15 protein-coding genes are annotated in these 20,037 nt (G+C 62.2%); 11 read left to right on the top strand and 4 right to left on the bottom strand.

Annotation, left to right across the window (positions count from 1 at the left end; genetic code table 11):
* The first annotated feature begins 314 nt into the window (after nt 1-314).
* From FJD34_RS18465 to FJD34_RS18420, 10 genes are read left to right on the top strand one after another with little or no spacing between them, the layout of a single operon-like run.
* Nucleotides 315-998 (top strand): outer membrane lipoprotein carrier protein LolA, encoded by a 684-nt coding sequence (locus tag FJD34_RS18465; RefSeq protein ID WP_174553298.1) that lies wholly within the window; start codon nt 315-317, stop codon nt 996-998.
* Nucleotides 988-3,300, top strand: a complete 2,313-nt coding sequence (locus FJD34_RS18460; RefSeq protein ID WP_090292805.1) for an MMPL family transporter — start codon at nt 988-990, stop codon at nt 3,298-3,300. Before FJD34_RS18465 ends, FJD34_RS18460 begins: the two co-directional genes overlap by 11 nt.
* Nucleotides 3,301-3,357: 57 nt before the next feature.
* Entirely contained in the window at nt 3,358-4,605 is a 1,248-nt protein-coding gene (locus FJD34_RS18455) for an NAD(P)/FAD-dependent oxidoreductase (protein WP_083204820.1), read from the top strand.
* Between the two features lie 11 nt (nt 4,606-4,616).
* Nucleotides 4,617-5,351, top strand: a complete 735-nt coding sequence (locus FJD34_RS18450; protein WP_090293256.1) for a class I SAM-dependent methyltransferase — start codon at nt 4,617-4,619, stop codon at nt 5,349-5,351.
* Nucleotides 5,348-5,830, top strand: a complete 483-nt coding sequence (locus FJD34_RS18445) for a hypothetical protein (protein WP_090292804.1) — start codon at nt 5,348-5,350, stop codon at nt 5,828-5,830. The genes FJD34_RS18450 and FJD34_RS18445 overlap by 4 nt, the downstream gene beginning before the upstream one ends.
* Nucleotides 5,827-6,993: a beta-ketoacyl-[acyl-carrier-protein] synthase family protein gene (locus FJD34_RS18440; protein ID WP_090292802.1), complete on the top strand. Its 1,167-nt coding sequence runs from the start codon at nt 5,827-5,829 to the stop codon at nt 6,991-6,993. Before FJD34_RS18445 ends, FJD34_RS18440 begins: the two co-directional genes overlap by 4 nt.
* The gene (locus tag FJD34_RS18435; protein ID WP_032862182.1) at nt 6,990-7,454 is read left to right on the top strand and encodes an ApeP family dehydratase; all 465 of its coding nucleotides are present in this window, start codon (nt 6,990-6,992) and stop codon (nt 7,452-7,454) included. Before FJD34_RS18440 ends, FJD34_RS18435 begins: the two co-directional genes overlap by 4 nt.
* Nucleotides 7,447-8,175, top strand: a complete 729-nt coding sequence (fabG, locus tag FJD34_RS18430; protein ID WP_032862184.1) for a 3-oxoacyl-ACP reductase FabG — start codon at nt 7,447-7,449, stop codon at nt 8,173-8,175. Before FJD34_RS18435 ends, fabG begins: the two co-directional genes overlap by 8 nt.
* Entirely contained in the window at nt 8,175-9,401 is a 1,227-nt protein-coding gene (locus FJD34_RS18425) for a beta-ketoacyl-ACP synthase (protein ID WP_090292800.1), read from the top strand. The genes fabG and FJD34_RS18425 overlap by 1 nt, the downstream gene beginning before the upstream one ends.
* Nucleotides 9,402-9,428: 27 nt before the next feature.
* Nucleotides 9,429-9,878, top strand: coding sequence for a hypothetical protein (locus FJD34_RS18420; protein WP_032862188.1), 450 nt, complete (start codon nt 9,429-9,431; stop codon nt 9,876-9,878).
* A gap of 321 nt (nt 9,879-10,199) precedes the next feature.
* Here the strand turns inward: FJD34_RS18420 and FJD34_RS18415 are convergent, their stop codons facing one another.
* Nucleotides 10,200-11,093: a LysR family transcriptional regulator gene (locus FJD34_RS18415; protein WP_032862190.1), complete on the bottom strand. Its 894-nt coding sequence runs from the start codon at nt 11,091-11,093 to the stop codon at nt 10,200-10,202.
* A 155-nt stretch (nt 11,094-11,248) separates the two neighbouring features.
* On the opposite strand from FJD34_RS18415, the gene FJD34_RS18410 reads away from it, so the two are divergent.
* Nucleotides 11,249-12,490: an MFS transporter gene (locus tag FJD34_RS18410; RefSeq protein ID WP_229752224.1), complete on the top strand. Its 1,242-nt coding sequence runs from the start codon at nt 11,249-11,251 to the stop codon at nt 12,488-12,490.
* A gap of 119 nt (nt 12,491-12,609) precedes the next feature.
* Here the strand turns inward: FJD34_RS18410 and hemE are convergent, their stop codons facing one another.
* From hemE to gltB, 3 genes are all read right to left on the bottom strand, one after another.
* A complete protein-coding gene (gene hemE, locus FJD34_RS18405) occupies nt 12,610-13,677 on the bottom strand; it encodes a uroporphyrinogen decarboxylase (protein WP_090292798.1) in 1,068 nt (355 codons plus the stop codon).
* 243 nt (nt 13,678-13,920) lie between these two features.
* Nucleotides 13,921-15,339 carry an FAD-dependent oxidoreductase gene (locus tag FJD34_RS18400; protein WP_032862197.1) on the bottom strand — a complete coding sequence of 473 codons (1,419 nt, stop codon included), beginning with the start codon at nt 15,337-15,339 and terminating at the stop codon, nt 13,921-13,923.
* Nucleotides 15,340-15,371: 32 nt separating this feature from the next.
* The gene (gene gltB, locus FJD34_RS18395) at nt 15,372-19,817 is read right to left on the bottom strand and encodes a glutamate synthase large subunit (protein WP_032862199.1); all 4,446 of its coding nucleotides are present in this window, start codon (nt 19,815-19,817) and stop codon (nt 15,372-15,374) included.
* Nucleotides 19,818-20,037: the final 220 nt, after the last annotated feature.

Here is a 20,037-nt window from a genome sequence, read left to right as displayed (position 1 = left end):
CGAGCAAGCTCGCTCCTACAGAGGGCCGTCGAAGGGGCCTTGAAATGCTAACCCCTGTAGGAGCGGGCTTGCCCGCGATGGTCGTCAACGATAACGCTGGACACCTGACACTGCGCGGCGTCCTCAGGTTTTTCGCGAGCAAGCTCGCTCCTACAGAGGGCCGTCGAAGGGACTTTGAAATGCAGCCCCCTGTAGGAGCGGGCTTGCCCGCGATGGTCGCCAACGATAACGCGGGACGCCTGACACTGCGCGGCGGCCTCAGGTTTTTCGCGAGCAAGCTCGCTCCTACAGAGGGTCGTCGAAGGGACTTTGAAATGCGGCCCCCTGTAGGAGCGGGCTTGCCCGCGATGGTCGCCAACGATAACGCGGGACACCTGACACTGCGCGGCGTCCTCAGGTTTTTCGCGAGCAAGCTCGCTCCTACAGGGGCTGGGTTGTTGCTGAGTTTTGGGGCTTATGCTTTTGACTTGCAGCAGCTCAGCGACCAACTGGCCAAGCCCTCGGTGATCCACGGCAACTTCATCCAGGAAAAACACCTACGCGCCCTGCCCCAGCCGTTGACCAGCAAGGGCACCTTTGTATTGGCCCGGGACCACGGCCTGCTCTGGCTGCTGAAAACCCCGCTGCAACAGGACTATCGCATCAACGCCCAGGGCATTGCCCGCCGCGATGCCAACGGCTGGCAGCCACTGCCCAACAAAAGCGCCGGGGCCGAGCAGAACCGTTTGTTCCTCGCGGTGCTGCAAGGTGACAGCAGTGGCTTGCAGCGCGACTTCGAGTTGCAGCTGCAAGGCACGGCCACGGCCTGGAAACTCATGCTGACCCCACGCTCGCTGCTGCTCAAGCAGGTGTTCACCCAGATCAATATCGACGGTGGCGAGTTGGTGCACACCATCCAATTGCTGGAAACTCAGGGCGACAGCACGGTATTGCGCATGCAGGACAGCACCAGCACGCAACCTTTGAGCGACGCGGAGCAACACGACTTTGCCCAGTGAGCGCTGGTTACCGCGCCTGTTCCTGATCCTGCTGGTGGCCGTGCTGGCCCTGGCCGGCTGGCAGTGGCGCCATGGCGCGCCGCTGTCGGCCAACCTGATGGAACTGGTGCCAGGCAACTCGCCGGATGCGCTGGAGCTTATGGCCGAGCAACGCATGCAAGAGCCGCTGAACCGCGAGATGCTGGTGCTGGTCGGGCATACCGATCGCCAGCAAGCCCTGGGCATGGCCCAACAACTCGGCGAACAGTGGCAAGCCAGCGGCCTGTTTGAAAAGGTCACCTGGACCTTGCAGGCCGACTTGCCCGCCCTGCGCGAGCAACTGTTGCAAGGGCGCCTGGCGATGCTCTCGGCCAAGGACCGCGAACAGTTGATCGCCGAGCCCGAAGCGTTTATCCAGCAGCGTGTGCAATCACTGTTCGACCCCTTCACCGGCTTCAGCCTGGTGCCAAGCCAGGATGATTGGCTGGGCCTGACCGGACGCATCCAGAGCAGCCAGCCGCAACACGGCGCGGTGCAACTGGATATCGGTAGCGGCGCGTTGATCGCCGATGCCGACGGCAAAAGCTGGGTGCTGCTGCGTGCGCGCACCCAGGGCAATGCCTTTGATATGAAACTGCCGTTGCAAGTCGCCGACTTGCTGCAAACCAGCCGCGCACAGGCCGCCGAGCACGACGTACAACTGCTGGCCGCCAGCGGCCTGCTGTACGCGGCCAATGGCCAACAACAGGCAAGCCGGGAGATGACCTGGGTCGGCGGCGGTGCCACCGTCGGCATCCTGCTGTTGCTGTTACTGGCGTTCCGTCGTTGGCGCGTGTTGCTGGCGTTTGTCCCGGTGCTGGTGGGCATGCTGTTTGGCGCAGTCGCCTGCGTGGCGCTGTTTGGCCATATGCATGTGATGACCCTGGTGCTGGGGGCGAGCCTGATCGGCGTGGCGGTCGACTACCCGCTGCACTACCTGTCCAAGAGCTGGAACCTGCAACCCTGGCGCAGTTGGCCGGCCTTGCGCCTGACCCTGCCGGGCCTGAGCCTGAGCCTGGCCACCAGTTGCATCGGCTACCTGGCCCTGGCCTGGACGCCATTCCCGGCACTGACCCAAATCGCCGTATTCTCTGCCGCAGGTCTGGTCGGGGCCTATTTGTCGGCGGTGTGCCTGTTGCCGGCGCTGCTCAACGGCCTGGACCTGCGCCCGGCGCAGTGGCCGCTGCGGGTCGCCGAGCTCCTGCTGGGGGTGCGCGAATCGCTGCTCAAACGCTTGCCGAGCCAGGCGTTACTGGTGCTGGCCCTGCTGTTTTGTGCCGGTGGCCTGTGGCAGTTGAACAGCAAGAACGATATTCGCCAGTGGATCGGCGCGCCGCCGCAGTTACTGCAAGAAGCCCAGGCCATTGCACGCATTACCGGCTACCAGCCCACCAGCCAGTTCTTCCTGGTGCGTGCGGATAATCAACAGCAGTTGCTGGAACGCCAGGCGGCCCTGAGCCAACGCCTGGATCAACTGGTGCATATGGACAAGCTCCAGGGTTACCTGGCGCTCAATCAACTGGTCAGCACGCCTGACGAACAGCAACAACTGCGCGAGGCCCTGAAGCAATTGCCGGCGCTGTGGCAACCGCTGCTGGACCTCGGCATTCCGGCCAGCGCCCTGCAAGGGGAGCTGGCGCAGTTGCAGACGCTGCCCACCGCAGATATCAACGCGGCCCTGGCCGGCCCGTTGGCCGAGCCCTGGCGCCTGTTGTGGCTGGGCAATGTCGATGGCGGCGTGGCGGCAATGGTCAGCCTGCAAGGCTTGAACAACCCGGCGCTGTTGCGCATCCAGGCCCAGGACTTGCCTGGCGTGCAACTGGTGGATCGCCTCGGCGACCTGAACCAGGTCTTTGCCGCGACCCAGGTCAGCGCCGCCGAATTGAAATTATTGTCCTGTGTACTGATCGTCTTGCTGCTGCTCTTGCCCTTTGGCCTGGGCGGCGCGCTGCGGATCGTCGCGCTGCCGCTGCTGGCCGCCCTGTGCAGCCTGGCCAGCCTCGGTTGGCTGGGGCAGCCGCTGACCCTGTTCAGCCTGTTCGGCCTGCTGCTGGTGACGGCGATCAGCGTCGACTATGCGATCCTCATGCGCGAACAGATCGGCGGGGCCGCGGTCAGCCTGCTGGGGACGTTGCTGGCAGCCGTCACCACCTGGCTGTCCTTTGGTTTGCTGGCGGTGTCCAGCACCCCGGCGGTGAGTAACTTCGGCCTGTCGGTGAGCCTGGGCCTGGCCTTCAGCTTTATGCTGGCGCCGTGGGCTGGCCGCCAGGAACATGCGCAATGATGCCCACTAATTTTATCGAGTTGAATGTGATGATCGCCAACCCGGCAAGGAGCCACAGTGCCCACAGTTGAAATGGAACATCGCCAGGTCGTGGTGATCGGTGCCGGCCCGTCCGGCGCCATTGCGGCCGCGTTGCTCAAGCGTAAAGGGCATGATGTGCTGATCATCGAGCGCCAGCACTTCCCGCGCTTTTCCATCGGCGAAAGCCTGCTGTCCCACTGCATCGACTTTATCGAAGAAGCCGGCATGCTCGACGCAGTCAACGCCGCCGGCTTCCAGCTGAAAACCGGCGCCGCGTTTGCCTGGGGCGAGCGCTACAGTGCCTTCGATTTCGGCGATACGTTCAGCGATGGCAAGCCCACTACCTTCCAGGTCCAGCGCGCCGATTTCGACAAGTTGCTGGCCGATCAGGCCGCGTTGCAAGGGGTAGAGATCCGTTACGGCCAGACCCTGGTCGGCGTGGATTTCGCCGCCGGCCACCGCTACCTGCACGTACGCCGCGAAAATGGCCGCGAATACCACATCAAGGCCGGCTTTGTCCTCGACGCCAGCGGTTACGGCCGCGTGCTGCCACGCTTGCTGGACCTCGAAGCACCGTCGAACTTCCCGTTGCGCCAGGCGGTGTTCACCCACGTCGAAGACCGTATCGAGCACCCAGGCTTCGACCGCAGCAAAATCCTCATCACCACCCACCCGACCCAGCGCGATATCTGGTTCTGGACCATCCCGTTCAGCAACGGGCGCTGCTCGGTAGGTGTGGTGGCGGCCAAGGCGCATTTCGACGGTCACGACGCCGACCTCGATGCCTGCCTGCGCGGCTTTATCGAGCAAACGCCAAGCCTGTCCCGCGTCCTGGCAAACGCGCTCTGGGATACTCCGGCACGGACCATCGGCGGTTACTCGGCCAATGTCACGACGCTGCATGGTCCGGGCTTCGCGCTGCTGGGCAACGCCGCCGAATTCCTCGACCCGGTGTTTTCCTCTGGCGTGACCATCGCCATGCGCTCGGCCAGCATGGCCGCAGGCCTCTTGCACCGCCAGTTGACGGGTGAAAGCGTCGACTGGCAAACCGAGTTCGCCGAGCCACTCAAACGCGGGGTCGACACCTTCCGCTGCTACGTCGAAGGCTGGTACGCCGGCACGTTCCAGGATGTGATCTACCACCCTGGCAGCTCGCCGGAGATACGCCGCATGATCAGCTCGATCCTTGCTGGTTATGCCTGGGACGAGCGCAACCCATTTGTCAGCGAACCCAAGCGCCGCTTGCGGATGCTCTCGGAAATTTGTGCTGGGGATAACGTATGAGCAGCTCGTCTGTGCAAAAAGAGTACTTGAGCAAAAACTACGTCGAAGAAACCAAATTCGGCTTCTGGTTCCTGCGCAGCCACACCTGGCAGCATCACGTATTGCGTGTGGCGATCAACGACCTGCGCAACCTGTTCAGCGACCCGTTGCCTGAGGCGCCGGTGCTGCTGGATGCCGGTTGCGGCCAGGGCAAGTCGTTCCGCTATTTGCAGCAGGTGTTCGCCCCCGAGCGCTTGATCGGCCTTGATGCCGACCCGCACAGCCTCGATCTGAGCCGTGCCGAAGCCGCGCGCCAGGGCATTGATATCGAATTGATCGGCAGTGATTGCGCAACCCTTGAGGTGGCCGATGAAAGTGTCGACATCCTGTTCTGCCACCAGACCTTCCACCACCTGGTGGAGCAGCAACGGGCGTTGACCGAGTTCTACCGGGTGCTCAAGCCCGGCGGCTACCTGCTGTTTGCCGAGTCCACCGAAGCCTATATCGACACCTGGGTGATTCGCTGGCTGTTCCGCCACCCGATGCACGTGCAGAAAAGTGCCGCAGAGTACCTGGAGATGATCCGTGACCAGGGCTTCGAGTTTGGCTCGCAGAATGTCTCGTACCCCTACCTGTGGTGGAGCCGCTCGGCGGACTTCGGCCTGTTGGAGCGTTGGGGCCTGCGCCAACCCAAGCCGTTTGGCGAGCGTGAAGAGACCCTGGTGAATGTGGTCGCACGCAAGCCATTCACAGGCCCGACAGCATGATCCGTGCGCTGTTGATCGGCTGCCTGTTGCTGCTGGCCGCCTGCGCCAGCCAGCCGCCGCTGCCTGTGCACACCCCAAGCCTGGCCCTGCCGCTGCAATTGCATGTAGAACGCGAACAGGATGGCCAGCGCCAGGACTGGTTGCTGGTGATCCAGCGCGAAGGCGATGCCTTGCGCTGGTCGCTGATGGATCCGCTGGGCATCCCCCAGGCCCGGCAAAAGCTGGTGGAGGGTACTTGGCAGGCGGATGGGTTGTTGCCACCCAATCCCCAGGCCCGCGAGTTGTTTGCCGCCTTACTGTTTGCTTTGACGCCCGCCGCCGAGGTGCCCGGCAACTACCCCCAGGCCCGTGAACACGATGGGGTGCGGGTGCTCAAGCCGCACTGGCAAGTGATCTACCAGGCGCCCTTGGCATTCAGCGTGAGCATGCCTGGCCAACATCTGAACTATCGCGTCAGCGCGCTTGGGAACACCCCATGACGGCCTACCTCAACGCCCTCGGGATCATCTGTGCCCTGGGTCGCGACCAGGACGAAGTGCGGCGCAACCTGTTTGCCGGCGATAGCAGCGGCATGCGCAGCGAGAGCGGCTGGGTTTCCGAGCGGGTATTGCCGGTGGGTAGCGTGCCCGGTGAGCTGGCAGCGCTGCCGCCGCACCTGGCACAACAGAACAGTCGCAACAACCAGCTGTTGCTGGAGGCCGCCTTGCAGATCGAAGGCCCGATCCAACAGGCGATCCAGACCTTTGGCGCCTCGCGCATCGGCATCGTGCTGGGCACCAGCACCTCGGGCATCGATGAGGCCAGTCGCGGTATCGCCGACTACCTGCGTGAAGGGCACTTCCCCGCAGATTATGACTATCGGCAACAAGAGCTCGGCGCCCCGGCCAATTTCCTCGCCGACTGGCTGCAACTGAGCGGCCCGGCCTATGTGATTTCCACCGCCTGCACGTCCAGCGCCCGCGCCCTGATGAGCGCGCAGCGCCTGCTGGACCTGGGCCTGTGCGATGCGGTGCTGTGTGGTGGGGTCGACAGCCTGTGCAAGTTGACCCTCAACGGTTTTACCTCCCTGGAAGCGGTATCCGCCCAGCGTTGCAACCCGTTTTCGGTGAACCGCAACGGCATCAACATCGGCGAGGCGGCGGTGCTGTTCCTGATGAGCAAAAGCCCGGCGCCGATCGCTTTGCTGGGCAGTGGCGCGAGCTGCGATGCCCACCATATTTCCGCCCCTGAGCCCAGCGGCAAGGGCGCATTGCAGGCGATGAGCAAAGCCCTGGCCAGCGCCAAATTGACACCCGCGCAGATCGGTTACCTGAACCTGCACGGCACCGCGACCCAGCATAACGATGCGATGGAAAGCCTGGCCGTGGCAGCGCTGTTTCCCGCTGGCGTGGCCTGTTCCTCGACCAAGCCACTGACCGGCCATACCCTCGGCGCCGCGGGTGCGCTGGAAGCGGCGTTCTGCTGGTTGAGCCTGATGGAAGGTACCGTGCCGCCGCATGTCTGGGACGGTCAAACCGACCCGGCGCTGCCTACCCTGCATTGGGCCAAGGTCGGCGACACCCTGCAAACACGCTGCCTGATGAGCAACTCGTTTGCCTTCGGCGGCAATAACGTCAGCCTGATTATCGGAGACGCCCCATGATCAATTGGCCGCTCGCCGAACTGCTGCCCCACGCCGGGGACATGATCCTGATCGACCAGGTGCTGGCGTTCGATGAAGAGCAGATCCGCACCCGCCTCACCGTCAAGCCCGGCGGGCTGTTCAACCGTGCCGACGGTAGCTTGCCGGCCTGGGTCGGCGTCGAGTTGATGGCGCAAAGCGTCGCCGCCTATGCCGGCTGTCGGGCACGGCAGAACGGCGAAGCCGTCGAGCTGGGGTTCCTGTTGGGCACCCGTAAGTTCGAATGCAACGTCGAGCACTTTCCCGCCGGCACCGAGTTGACCATCCACGGCCTGCGCTCACTGGAAGACGACAACGGCATGGGTGTGTTCGAATGCCACCTGACCGGCGACGGCATCCAGGCCAGCGCGCGCCTGAACGTATTTCGACCGCCCCAGGCGGCCAACTATTTAGCTGAATCGAAGGACACGCGTCATGACTGAATCCGTACTGGTCACCGGCTCCAGCCGGGGTATCGGCCGCGCTATCGCCCTGCGCCTGGCCCAGGCCGGCCATGACATCGTGTTGCATTGCCGCAGTGGCCGCGCCGAGGCGGATGCCGTACAGGTCCAAATCCAGGCCCTGGGACGCAAGGCGCGGGTGCTGCAATTTGATGTGGCAGACCGTGCCACCTGCAAGCAGATCCTCGAAGCCGACGTTGAAGCCCACGGCGCCTATTACGGTGTAGTGCTGAACGCCGGGCTGACCCGCGATGGCGCGTTTCCAGCCCTGTCGGAGGATGACTGGGACGTGGTGATGCGCACCAATCTCGACGGGTTCTACAACGTACTGCACCCGGTGATGATGCCGATGATCCGGCGCCGCGCGGCCGGGCGTATTGTGTGCATCACTTCGGTCTCGGGGCTGATCGGCAATCGTGGCCAGGTCAACTACAGCGCGTCCAAGGCCGGCTTGATCGGTGCGGCCAAGGCGCTGGCAATCGAGTTGGGCAAGCGCAAGATCACTGTCAACTGCGTGGCCCCCGGCCTGATCGACACGGCAATGCTTGATGAGAACGTGCCGGTGGAAGAACTGCTGAAGATGATCCCCGCGCAACGCATGGGTACGCCAGAAGAGGTCGCCAGTGCGGTGAACTTCCTGATGTCGGCCGAGGCCGGCTACATCACCCGCCAGGTCCTGGCCGTGAATGGGGGCCTGTGCTGATGAAACGTGTGGTAGTCACCGGCATGGCCGGCATGACCTCCCTGGGCTGCGACTGGGAAACCATCGTCGCCAACTTCCGCGCCCAGCGCAGCGGCATCCGGCGCATGGATGAGTGGGATCGCTTCAGCGAACTGAACACACGGCTGGCCGGGCCGATTGACGATTTTGTGGTGCCGGCCCACTGGACCCGCAAGCAACTGCGCAGCATGGGCCGGGTCTCGCGCCTGGCCGTGTGGGCCGCCGAGCAGGCGTTGCAGGACGCCGGCCTGCTGGGCGATGCGTCGATCAAGGACGGGCGCATGGGTGTGGCCTGCGGCTCATCCACCGGCAGCACCGATGAGATCAAGGCGTTTGGCAATATGCTGCTCAACTCGGTGGCCGAGGGCCTGAACGCCAACTCCTATGTGCGCATGATGCCGCACACCACAGCGGCCAATATCAGCATTTTCTTTGGCCTCACCGGACGCCTGATCCCCACGTCCAGCGCCTGCACCAGCGGTAGCCAGGGCATCGGCTATGCCTATGAGGCGATCAAGTTCGGCCGCCTGCCGCTGATGCTCGCCGGCGGCGCTGAAGAGCTGTGCCCCACCGAAGCCATGGTGTTTGATGCGCTCTACGCCACCAGCCTGAAAAACGACGCCCCGCAAACCAGTCCTCGCCCCTACGACAGCGGCCGCGATGGCCTGGTGATCGGCGAAGGCGGCGGCATGCTGGTGCTTGAGGAGCTGGAACATGCCCTGGCCCGTGGCGCGCATATCCATGCCGAGATCGTCGGCTTTGGCAGCAACGCCGACGGCCAGCACACCACCCGTCCCGAGCAGGTCACCATGCGCCGGGCCATGGAGCTGGCCCTCGAAGATGCCAACCTGACGCCGGATGCCATCGGTTACGTGAACGGCCACGGCACCGCCACCGAACAAGGCGACATTGCCGAAACCCTGGCCACCAGCAGCCTGTTCGGCAGCCGTATGCCCATCAGTTCGCAGAAGAGCTTCCTGGGCCACACCCTGGGTGCCTGCGGCGCGTTGGAGTCGTGGTTCAGCATCGAGATGATGAACCACGACCAGTACGTGCCGACCTTCAACCTCGATCAAGTCGACCCGCGTTGCGGCGAACTGGATTACCTGCGCGGCGAGTTCCGCCAGATGCACAACGACTACGTGATGAACAACAACTTTGCCTTTGGCGGCGTCAACACGTCGCTGATCTTTCGCCGCTGGCAGTAAGCCTTTTATTTGATTGGAGAGAACGGAATGTCTTCGTTGCTACGCGCCACCCTCATCGCCCTGACCCTGCTGACCGCTGCCGGCTGTACCAGCAAGCCGGTACTCAACACCCAGCACGCGCTCGCCGCCAACGAGCAGGTCAGCGAAGAGAAAATGAAACAGAGCATCCTCACCGCCCTGGACAAGCGCAACTGGACCGTCCAGCGCGCCGACCCACGCCTGATCCAGGCCCAGATCAACGTGCGCAACCGCTACTACGCCGAGATCGACATCCGCTACACCGGCACCCGCTACGCCATCACCTATCGTGACAGCCAGGAACTGGGCTACAAGGACGGCAAGATTCATCGCAACTACAACCGCTGGATCAGCATGCTCGACCGCGACATCATGGCCGGGCTGCGCGCAAGCGGCGCGGCGCAAGCGGGTACGGCGGAGCAGTTGTTCAAGGAGACGGGGACGTCGAAGCAGAACTGATCGATGCCTCCGACATAACACCAGAAACGACAAAGGGCGCCTTTCGGCGCCCTCTTCACAAGCAGGCTGGCTTGTCATCGCCTTTGTCCTGCCCGGCTCTGCGATGGCTGGATTTCCAGGATCCTCAGAGTCTCACAAGCCCCTTTCGGGAACTGGGGCAGTATGCCTGAAAAGCCGGACAGGACAATCCATGGCAAAACGCCTCCTGTCTTTGGGTTGATAGAGAAGTGTCATCCATGTCACTCAGTGAAAAAGAAACGATTCTGCGCAACTCCAAGGCAAATCACTAAACCGGTTCCATTACCTGATATGTGAGTGCCGCTACACCAACGCCTTGCGCGTCAGCAGCTCGACAAACGCCTTGGCCATGGGCGACTGCTGGTCTTTACGCTGCACCAGCCACACCGCCGTCACTGCCTCAGGGTCGAGCAAGGTGCGGTAGACCACGCCGTCGATGCGGATGCGCTGATATGAGGCCGGCAACACCGACACCCCCAACCCCGCTGCCACCAGGCCGATGATGGTCATGGCCTCTCCTGCCTCCTGGGCGAAGTGCGGGCTGAAACCGGCATCGCGTGCCAGGTTGATCAGTTGGGCGTACAGACCACTGCCGTAGGCCCGTGGGAAAAATACAAAAGGTTCTTCAGCCAACTGGGCCAGGTGCAAACCGCGCTCGCTGCCTTCTACCAGTGGGTGGCCGGCACTCAGCACCGCCACCAGAGGCTCGCGCATCAGCTCCACGACACTTAATGAGTCCGGCAGCGGCAGCGGGCGCATCAGGCCGACCTGGATCGACTCGTCCACCAACGCGCCCGCCACCTCGGTACTGCTCATCTCTTGCAGGTTCAGGTGCACCGCCGGGAAAGCCTGGCGAAAAGCGAAAATCGCCTGTGGGATGCTGGAGTTGAACGGCGCCGAAGAGGTGAAGCCGATCTTCAGCTCACCCAACTCCCCCAACTGCGCCCGGCGTGCCACATCCGCGGCCTTGTCGACCTGGGCCAGTACCAGGCGGGCTTCTGTGAGGAACAAACGCCCGGCCTCACTCAGCTCAACCCGACGATTGGTACGTTCAAACAAGCGGGCGCCGACCTCCTGTTCCAGGGCCTGTATCTGCTGGCTCAACGGCGGCTGGGAGATGCCTAATACCTGGGCCGCCCTGCCGAAATGCAGCTCTTCAGCCACGGCGATGAAGTAGCGCAAGTGGCGCAATTCCATGAAAACCTCATTAGGTCGTAAAAGCTATCAAACAGGTCGAACAATATATTGGAAAGAATCATTAGCCAGCTATATTCTTTTTTCATTGCCAGCCCTGGCAGCCTTTGCCCCCGAGGTCCCGCGTGAAATCTGCTGTCGCTCCACTCGCCCAGGAACTGCCACCCACCGCCCTCGACGAGGTGGTGGCGCAGCTCAACGATGTGTACATCGAAAAAGATACGCCGATGTTCATGCGCACGGTGCTGGCACTGTTTTCCGGCGGCTTTGCCACCTTTGCCCTGCTGTATTGCGTGCAGCCGATGATGCCGGCGTTGTCCCACGAATTTTCCATCAATGCCGCGCAAAGCAGCCTGATCCTCTCCGTCTCCACGGCGATGCTCGCTTTTGGCCTGTTGATCACCGGGCCGATTTCCGACCGCCTGGGGCGCAAGCCAGTGATGGTCACCTCGCTGTTCTGCGCGGCGGTATGCACCATCGCCAGCGGCCTGATGCCGACCTGGGAAGGCATCCTGTGGCTGCGCGCGTTGCTGGGCCTGTCCCTTAGTGGCTTGGCGGCCGTGGCCATGACCTACCTCAGCGAAGAGATCCATCCGCAGCACATCGGCCTGGCCATGGGCCTGTATATCGGCGGCAATGCGATTGGCGGCATGAGCGGGCGCCTGATCACCGGCGTACTGATCGATTTCGTCAGTTGGCACACGGCAATGCTGATCATCGGCGCGCTGGCACTGATTGCGGCGACGGTGTTCTGGAAAATCCTCCCCGAGTCGCGCAACTTCCGCGCCAGCAGCCTCAAGCCGCGCAACCTGCTCAATGGCTTTGTCATGCACTTCAAGGATGCCGGCCTGCCGTGGCTGTTTCTCGAAGCCTTCGTACTGATGGGCGCCTTTGTCACGCTGTTCAACTACATCGGCTACCGCTTGCTGGCCGCCCCTTATGACATGAGCCAGGCGGTGGTCGGCCTGCTGTCAGTGGTGTACCTGTCAGGGATCTACAGCTCAGCGAAGATCGGCTCGCTGGCCGACCGCCTGGGCCGTCGCCGGGTGCTCTGGGCCACTATCGTGCTGATGCTCGCCGGCATCACCCTGACCCTGTTCAGCTCGCTGCCGCTGATCATCATCGGCATGCTGATCTTCACTTTCGGCTTCTTCGGCGCCCATTCGGTGGCCAGCAGCTGGATTGGCCGGCGTGCGCTGAAAGCCAGGGGGCAGGCCTCGTCGCTGTACCTGTTCAGCTACTACGCGGGGTCGAGTATTGCCGGTACGGCGGGTGGGGTTTTCTGGCACTACGCGGGGTGGAACGGGATTGGCGGGTTTATCGTTGCGCTGTTGACCGTTGCGCTGCTGGTGGCGCTGAAGCTGGCAAAGTTGCCGCCGCTGGGGAACGTAAAGACCTGATACGGTGTTGCTTCAAATGTGGGAGCGGGCTTGCTCGCGAAAGCGGTGTATCAGTCATGAATATATCAGCTGACATTCCGCATTCGCGAGCAAGCCCGCTCCCACATATGTTTTGCGTGTTATTCGTGATACTGCGCCGACAACTCATGCACCGCCCGCAGGAACGCGCCAGCATGCTCCGGGTTCACTTCCGGGGTGATGCCATGGCCGAGGTTGAACACGTGTCCACTGCCTTTACCGTAGCTGGCGAGGATGCGACCGACTTCGGTACGGATCGCTTGCGGCTTGGCGTAGAGCACGGTCGGGTCCATGTTGCCTTGCAGGGCCACTTGGTTACCCACACGGCGACGGGCTTCGCCCAGGTCGCAGGTCCAGTCCAGGCCCAGCGCGTCGGCACCGGCGTCGGCAATGCTTTCCAGCCACAGGCCGCCGCCCTTGGTGAACATGATCACCGGCACTTTGCGGCCTTCGTGTTCGCGGATCAGGCCGCTGACGATTTTGCGCATGTAGGCCAGGGAGAACTCCTGGTACGCCGCCGCCGACAGGTTGCCGCCCCAGGTATCGAAGATCTGCACCGCTTGCGCGCCGGCCATGATCTGGCCGTTGAGGTAGGAAATGACCGACTGTGCCAGCTTGTCCAGCAGCAAGTGCATGGCTTGTGGGTTGTCGTAGAGCATGGCCTTGGTCTTGCGGAAATCTTTCGACGAACCGCCTTCGACCATGTAGGTGGCCAGGGTCCACGGGCTGCCAGAGAAGCCGATCAGCGGCACGCGGCCATTGAGCTCGCGGCGGATGGTGCTGACGGCATCCATCACATAACCGAGGTCTTTGTGTGGATCAGGAATCGGCAGGGCTTCGATATCGGCCAGGGTGCTGACCACTTTCTTGAAACGCGGGCCTTCGCCGGTTTCAAAGTACAGGCCTTGGCCCATGGCGTCAGGGATGGTCAGGATATCGGAGAAGAGGATGGCCGCATCCAGTTGTGGATAGCGGTCCAGCGGCTGCATCGTGACTTCGCAGGCGAACTCCGGATTCATGCACAGGCTCATGAAATCGCCCGCATTGGCGCGGCTGGCGCGGTATTCCGGCAGGTAGCGACCGGCTTGACGCATCATCCACACAGGGGTGACGTCTACAGGTTGCTTGAGCAGGGCACGAAGGAAACGGTCGTTCTTGAGGGCAGTCATGTCGGCATCCGCAAAAAAAGTGCGGGCATTTTCTCAGAGCCGGACGCAAAAGGCACGGTTGCAGGTCAGCCTTTTGTCTATCGGGTCAATTTGTCGCGGACATGAGAGCGCCGCAAAACAAATGTGGGAGCGGGCTTGCTCGCGAATGCGGGTTGTCAGTGGACATATCTAGTCACTGTTACACCGTATTCGCGAGCAAGCCCGCTCCCACATTTTTGATCCCATTGCAGCTGGGGATCGGTATTAGACCTGCAAGTAGTCCAGGATGCCTTCGGCGGCGTTGCGGCCTTCGAAGATCGCGGTAACTACCAGGTCCGAACCGCGCACCATATCGCCACCGGCGAAGATCTTCGGGTTGCTGGTCTGGTGCTTGTACTGGCCTTGTTCCGGGGCTACAACGCGGCCCTGGCTGTCGGTCTGGATCTGGAACTGCTCGAACCACGGCGCCGGGCTTGGACGGAAGCCGAAAGCGATGACCACGGCGTCGGCCGGGATGATCTCTTCGGAACCCGGGATCGGCTCGGGGCTGCGACGGCCACGGGCGTCCGGCTCGCCGAGACGGGTCTCGACCACCTTCACGCCTTCGACGCGATCTTCACCCACAATGGCAATCGGCTGGCGGTTGTAGAGGAATTTCACGCCTTCTTCCTTGGCGTTTTTCACCTCTTTGCGCGAGCCCGGCATGTTGGCTTCGTCACGACGATAGGCACAGGTCACCGACTTGGCGCCCTGGCGGATCGACGTACGGTTGCAGTCCATCGCGGTGTCGCCACCGCCCAGCACCACGACCTTCTTGCCCTTCATGTCGATGAAGTCTTCCGGGGATTTTTCAAAGCCCAGGTTGCGGTTGACGTTGGCGATCAGGAAGTCGAGCGCGTCATACACGCCCGGCAGGTCCTCACCGGCGAAGCCGCCCTTCATATAGGTGTAGGTGCCCATGCCCATGAATACCGCATCATATTCTTCGAGCAACTGCTCCATGGTCACGTCTTTGCCGATTTCGGTGTTCAGGCGAAACTCAATGCCCATGCCGGTGAAGACTTCGCGGCGATTGCTCAGCACGGTCTTTTCCAGCTTGAACTCGGGGATGCCGAAGGTCAGCAGGCCACCGATTTCCGGGTTCTTGTCGAACACCACCGGGGTCACGCCGCCACGTACCAGCACGTCGGCACAACCCAGGCCCGCCGGGCCTGCGCCGATGATCGCGACACGCTTGCCGGTCGGCTTGACCTTGGACATGTCCGGGCGCCAGCCCATGGCGAACGCGGTGTCAGTGATGTACTTCTCCACCGAACCGATGGTCACCGCGCCGAAACCGTCGTTGAGGGTGCAGGCACCCTCGCACAGACGATCCTGCGGGCACACCCTGCCGCAGACTTCCGGCAAGGTGTTGGTCTGGTGCGACAGTTCGGCGGCGGCGAGGATGTTGCCCTCGGCCACCAATTTCAGCCAGTTGGGAATGAAGTTGTGCACCGGGCACTTCCATTCGCAATACGGGTTACCGCACCCCAGGCAGCGGTGGGCCTGGTCGGCCGAGTGCTGGGGTTTGAAGGGTTCGTAGATCTCCACGAACTCTTTCTTGCGTTGACGCAACAGTTTCTTCTTCGGATCTTTGCGCCCGACATCGATGAACTGGAAGTCGTTATTCAGACGTTCAGCCATGTTAAAACCTCATCAAACTCTTCAGGCGCATATCACTGCGGGTTGGCACGGATGCTGGAAAGCAACGATTTCAGGTTGGCAGCCTTGGGCTTGACCAGCCAGAAACGACGCAGATAATCATCGAGGTTCTCGGCGAGGTTACGACCCCATTCGCTGCCGGTCTCCTCGACGTACTCGTCCAGCACGTGCTGCAAGTGGTTCCGGTAGGACTCCATGGCTTCGCCGCTGATCCGCTGGATCTCGACCAACTCGTGGTTGACCTTGTCGACGAAGGTGTTGTCCTGGTCCAGCACGTAGGCGAAACCGCCGGTCATGCCTGAACCGAAGTTGTAACCGGTCTTGCCCAATACCGCGACAAAGCCTCCAGTCATGTACTCACAGCAGTGATCGCCAGTGCCTTCAACCACGGTGTGGGCACCGGAGTTACGCACGGCGAAACGCTCACCGGCGGTCCCGGCGGCGAACAGCTTGCCACCGGTGGCGCCGTACAAGCAGGTGTTGCCGATGATGGCACTGTCCTGGGTCTTGTAGACGCTACCGGCCGGCGGAACGATAACCAGCTTGCCGCCGGTCATGCCCTTGCCCACGTAGTCGTTGGCATCGCCTTCGAGGTACATGTGCAGGCCGCCGGCGTTCCACACGCCGAAACTCTGGCCGGCCGTGCCTTTGAAGCGGAAAGTGATCGGCGCCTTGGCCATGCCCTGGTTGCCGTGCTTGCGTGCAATTTCGCCGGAAATCCGCGCGCCGATGGAACGGTCGCAGTTGCAGATATCCAGGGCAAACTCGCCACCGCTGGCGTCATTGATCGAGGAACCGGCCATGTCGACCATTTTCTCGGCCAACAGGCCTTTGTCGAACGGTGGGTTGCGCTCGACCTGGCAAAACTGTGGCTTGTCTGCCGGGATGTGATCGCTGCCCAACAGCGGCGTCAGGTCCAGGTGGTGCTGCTTGGCGGTCTGGCCCTGGAGGATGTCCAGCAGATCGGTACGACCGATCAGCTCTTCCAGGGAGCGCACGCCGAGCTTGGCCAGCCACTCGCGGGTCTCTTCGGCGACGTAGGTGAAGAAATTCACCACCATGTCGACGGTGCCGATGTAGTGATCCTTGCGCAGCTTCTCGTTCTGCGTCGCCACACCGGTAGCGCAGTTGTTCAGGTGGCAGATGCGCAGGTATTTGCAGCCCAGGGCGATCATTGGCGCGGTACCGAAGCCGAAGCTTTCGGCACCGAGGATTGCGGCCTTGATCACGTCGAGGCCGGTTTTCAGGCCGCCGTCGGTCTGTACCCGGACCTTGCCGCGCAGATCGTTGCCGCGCAGGGTCTGGTGAGTCTCGGCCAGGCCCAGCTCCCACGGCGCACCAGCGTACTTGATGGAAGTCAGCGGCGATGCGCCAGTGCCGCCATCGTAGCCGGAGATGGTGATCAGGTCGGCATAGGCCTTGGCCACGCCGGCAGCGATGGTGCCCACGCCGGCTTCTGCCACCAGTTTCACCGAGACCAGGGCCTTGGGATTGACTTGCTTGAGGTCGAAAATCAGCTGCGACAAGTCTTCAATCGAATAGATGTCGTGGTGTGGCGGCGGCGAGATCAGGGTCACGCCAGGCACCGCGTAACGCAGCTTGGCGATCAGACCGTTGACCTTGCCGCCTGGCAGTTGGCCGCCCTCGCCGGGCTTGGCGCCCTGGGCCACTTTGATCTGCAGCACTTCGGCGTTGACCAGATACTCCGGGGTCACCCCGAAACGGCCAGTGGCGACCTGCTTGATTTTCGAGCTCTTGATCGTGCCGTAGCGCGCCGGGTCTTCACCGCCTTCGCCGGAGTTGGAACGCGCCCCCAGGCGGTTCATGGCTTCGGCCAGGGCTTCGTGGGCCTCAGGTGACAAGGCACCCAGGGAAATACCGGCGGAGTCAAAGCGCTTGAGGATCGACTCCAGTGGCTCGACCTCGGCAATGTCCATCGGCGTGTCCAGGGTTTTCACCTGGAACAGGTCGCGGATCATCGACACCGGGCGGTTATCCACCAGCGCGGTGTATTCCTTGAACTTGGCGTAGTCGCCCTGCTGCACAGCGGCTTGCAGGGTGTTGACCACATCCGGGTTGTAGGCGTGGTATTCGCCACCGTGTACGAACTTGAGCAGGCCACCTTGCTGGATCGGCTTACGCGCGCTCCAGGCTTCGGCCGCCAAGGCTTTCTGTTCGGCTTCGATATCGACGAAACGTGCGCCCTTGATGCGGCTTGGCACGCCACGGAAGCTCAGTTCGCAAACTTCCTCCGACAGACCGATGGCCTCGAACAACTGCGCGCCACGGTAGGACGTGACGGTGGAGATGCCCATCTTCGACAGGATCTTCAGCAAGCCCTTGGTGATGCCTTTGCGGTAATTCTTGAATACTTCGTACAGATCGCCCAGCACTTCGCCGGTACGAATCAGGTCGCCCAGCACTTCGTAGGCCAGGAACGGATACACCGCCGAGGCGCCAAAGCCGATCAATACCGCAAAGTGATGCGGGTCGCGGGCGGTGGCGGTTTCGACGAGGATGTTGGAGTCGCAGCGCAGGCCTTTTTCGGTCAGGCGGTGGTGTACCGCGCCGGTGGCCAGGGACGCGTGGATCGGCAGCTTGCCTGGAGCGATATGGCGATCGGTCAGCACGATCTGGGTGCGACCGGCGCGCACCGCTTCTTCTGCCTGATCGGCGACGTTGCGCACAGCGGCTTCCAGGCCGAGGCTCTCGTCGTAGTTCAGGTCAATGATCTGCCGGTCGAAGCCTGGGCGGTCCAGGGTCATCAACGAGCGCCACTTGGCCGGGGAAATGACCGGCGAGCTGAGGATCACGCGCGACGCGTGCTCTGGCGATTCCTGGAAGATATTGCGCTCGGCACCGAGGCACACTTCCAACGACATCACGATGGCTTCACGCAGCGGGTCGATCGGCGGGTTGGTCACCTGGGCGAACTGCTGGCGGAAGTAGTCGTATGGCGTGCGCACGCGCTGGGACAACACGGCCATTGGCGTGTCGTCACCCATGGAGCCGACGGCTTCGTAGCCTTGCTCGCCGAGGGGGCGCAGTACCTGATCACGCTCTTCAAACGTGACCTGGTACATCTTCATGTACTGCTTGAGCTGGTCGACGTCATAGAAAGCCGAGCCATGGTCGTTGTCTTCCATGGTCGCCTGGATGCGCAGGGCGTTCTTGCGCAGCCATTGCTTGTAGGGGTGACGCGACTTCAAGCGGTTGTCGATGGCATCGGTGTCGAGGATCTGCCCGGTTTCGGTGTCCACGGCAAGGATCTGCCCAGGGCCCACGCGGCCTTTGGCGATCACGTCTTCAGGCTGGTAGTTCCACACGCCGACTTCCGAGGCCAGGGTGATGAAGCCGTTGGTGGTGGTCACCCAACGCGCTGGGCGCAGGCCGTTGCGGTCGAGCAGGCACACCGCGTAGCGACCATCGGTCATGACCACGCCGGCCGGGCCGTCCCACGGCTCCATGTGCATCGAGTTGTACTCATAGAACGCCCGCAGGTCCGGGTCCATGGTCTCGACGTTCTGCCACGCTGGCGGAATGATCATGCGCACGCCACGGAACAGGTCGATGCCACCGGTGACCATCAGTTCCAGCATGTTGTCCATGCTTGAAGAGTCGGAACCCACGCGGTTGACCAGCGGGCCGAGTTCTTCGAGGTCCATCAAATCGTTGGCGAACTTGGTGCGACGGGCCACGGCCCAGTTGCGGTTGCCGGTGATGGTGTTGATCTCGCCGTTGTGGGCGAGGAAGCGGAATGGCTGGGCCAGCGGCCATTTCGGCAGAGTGTTGGTGGAAAAGCGCTGGTGGAACACGCAGATCGCGGTTTGCAGGCGCTCATCGCTCAGGTCTGGATAGAAGGCGGTCAAGTCCGCCGGCATCATCAGGCCTTTATAAATGATGGTCTTGTGGGAAAAGCTGCAGATGTAGTGGTCGCTATCCAGGGCGTTGGCCACGGACGAGCGGCGACGGGAGGTGAACAGCTTGATCGCCATGTCCTGGTCGCTCAGGCCATCGCCTGCGATGAACACTTGTTCGATCTGCGGCAGGCGCTCATGGGCCAGGCGGCCGAGTACGCTGGTGTCGATCGGCACTTTGCGCCAGCCGACCAACTGCAGGCCAGCGGCCAGGATCTCGCGGTTCATGTTCTCGCGAGCGGCCTCGGCTTTTACCGGGTCCTGATTGAAGAACACCATGCCCACCGCGTATTGCTTGGGCAAATCGGCGCCGAAGGTTTCCTTGGCGATTGCGCGCAGGAACTGGTCAGGCTTTTGAATCAGCAAGCCGCAACCGTCACCGGTCTTGCCGTCAGCGTTGATCCCACCGCGGTGGGTCATGCAGGTCAGGGCCTCGATGGCCGTTTGCAAAAGGGTATGACTGGGTTCGCCCTGCATATGGGCAATCAGGCCGAAACCACAGTTATCCTTGAATTCATCGGGTTGGTACAGACCTGCTTTCATAGACACTTTCTCACCAGGCTGCCTCTTATTTCGAGGCAAATTTCTTTTCAATTCAACCGGTTACCTTCCACGCCGAACGTACGCCGGCTTAGCGGGGGCAAAAGGGAGGTCATTGTACACACCGACACAGACGCCCACAAATTTGGCGACGAACTGTCGCAAATCTATGTCGCATTTATGAAAGGTTTAAAGCGATATGCTGTGCTAGTCAAAACTTTTT

Source organism: Pseudomonas brenneri, assembly GCF_007858285.1.
GTDB lineage: Bacteria > Pseudomonadota > Gammaproteobacteria > Pseudomonadales > Pseudomonadaceae > Aquipseudomonas > Aquipseudomonas brenneri.
This window is presented reverse-complemented; position numbering and strand designations above follow the sequence as displayed.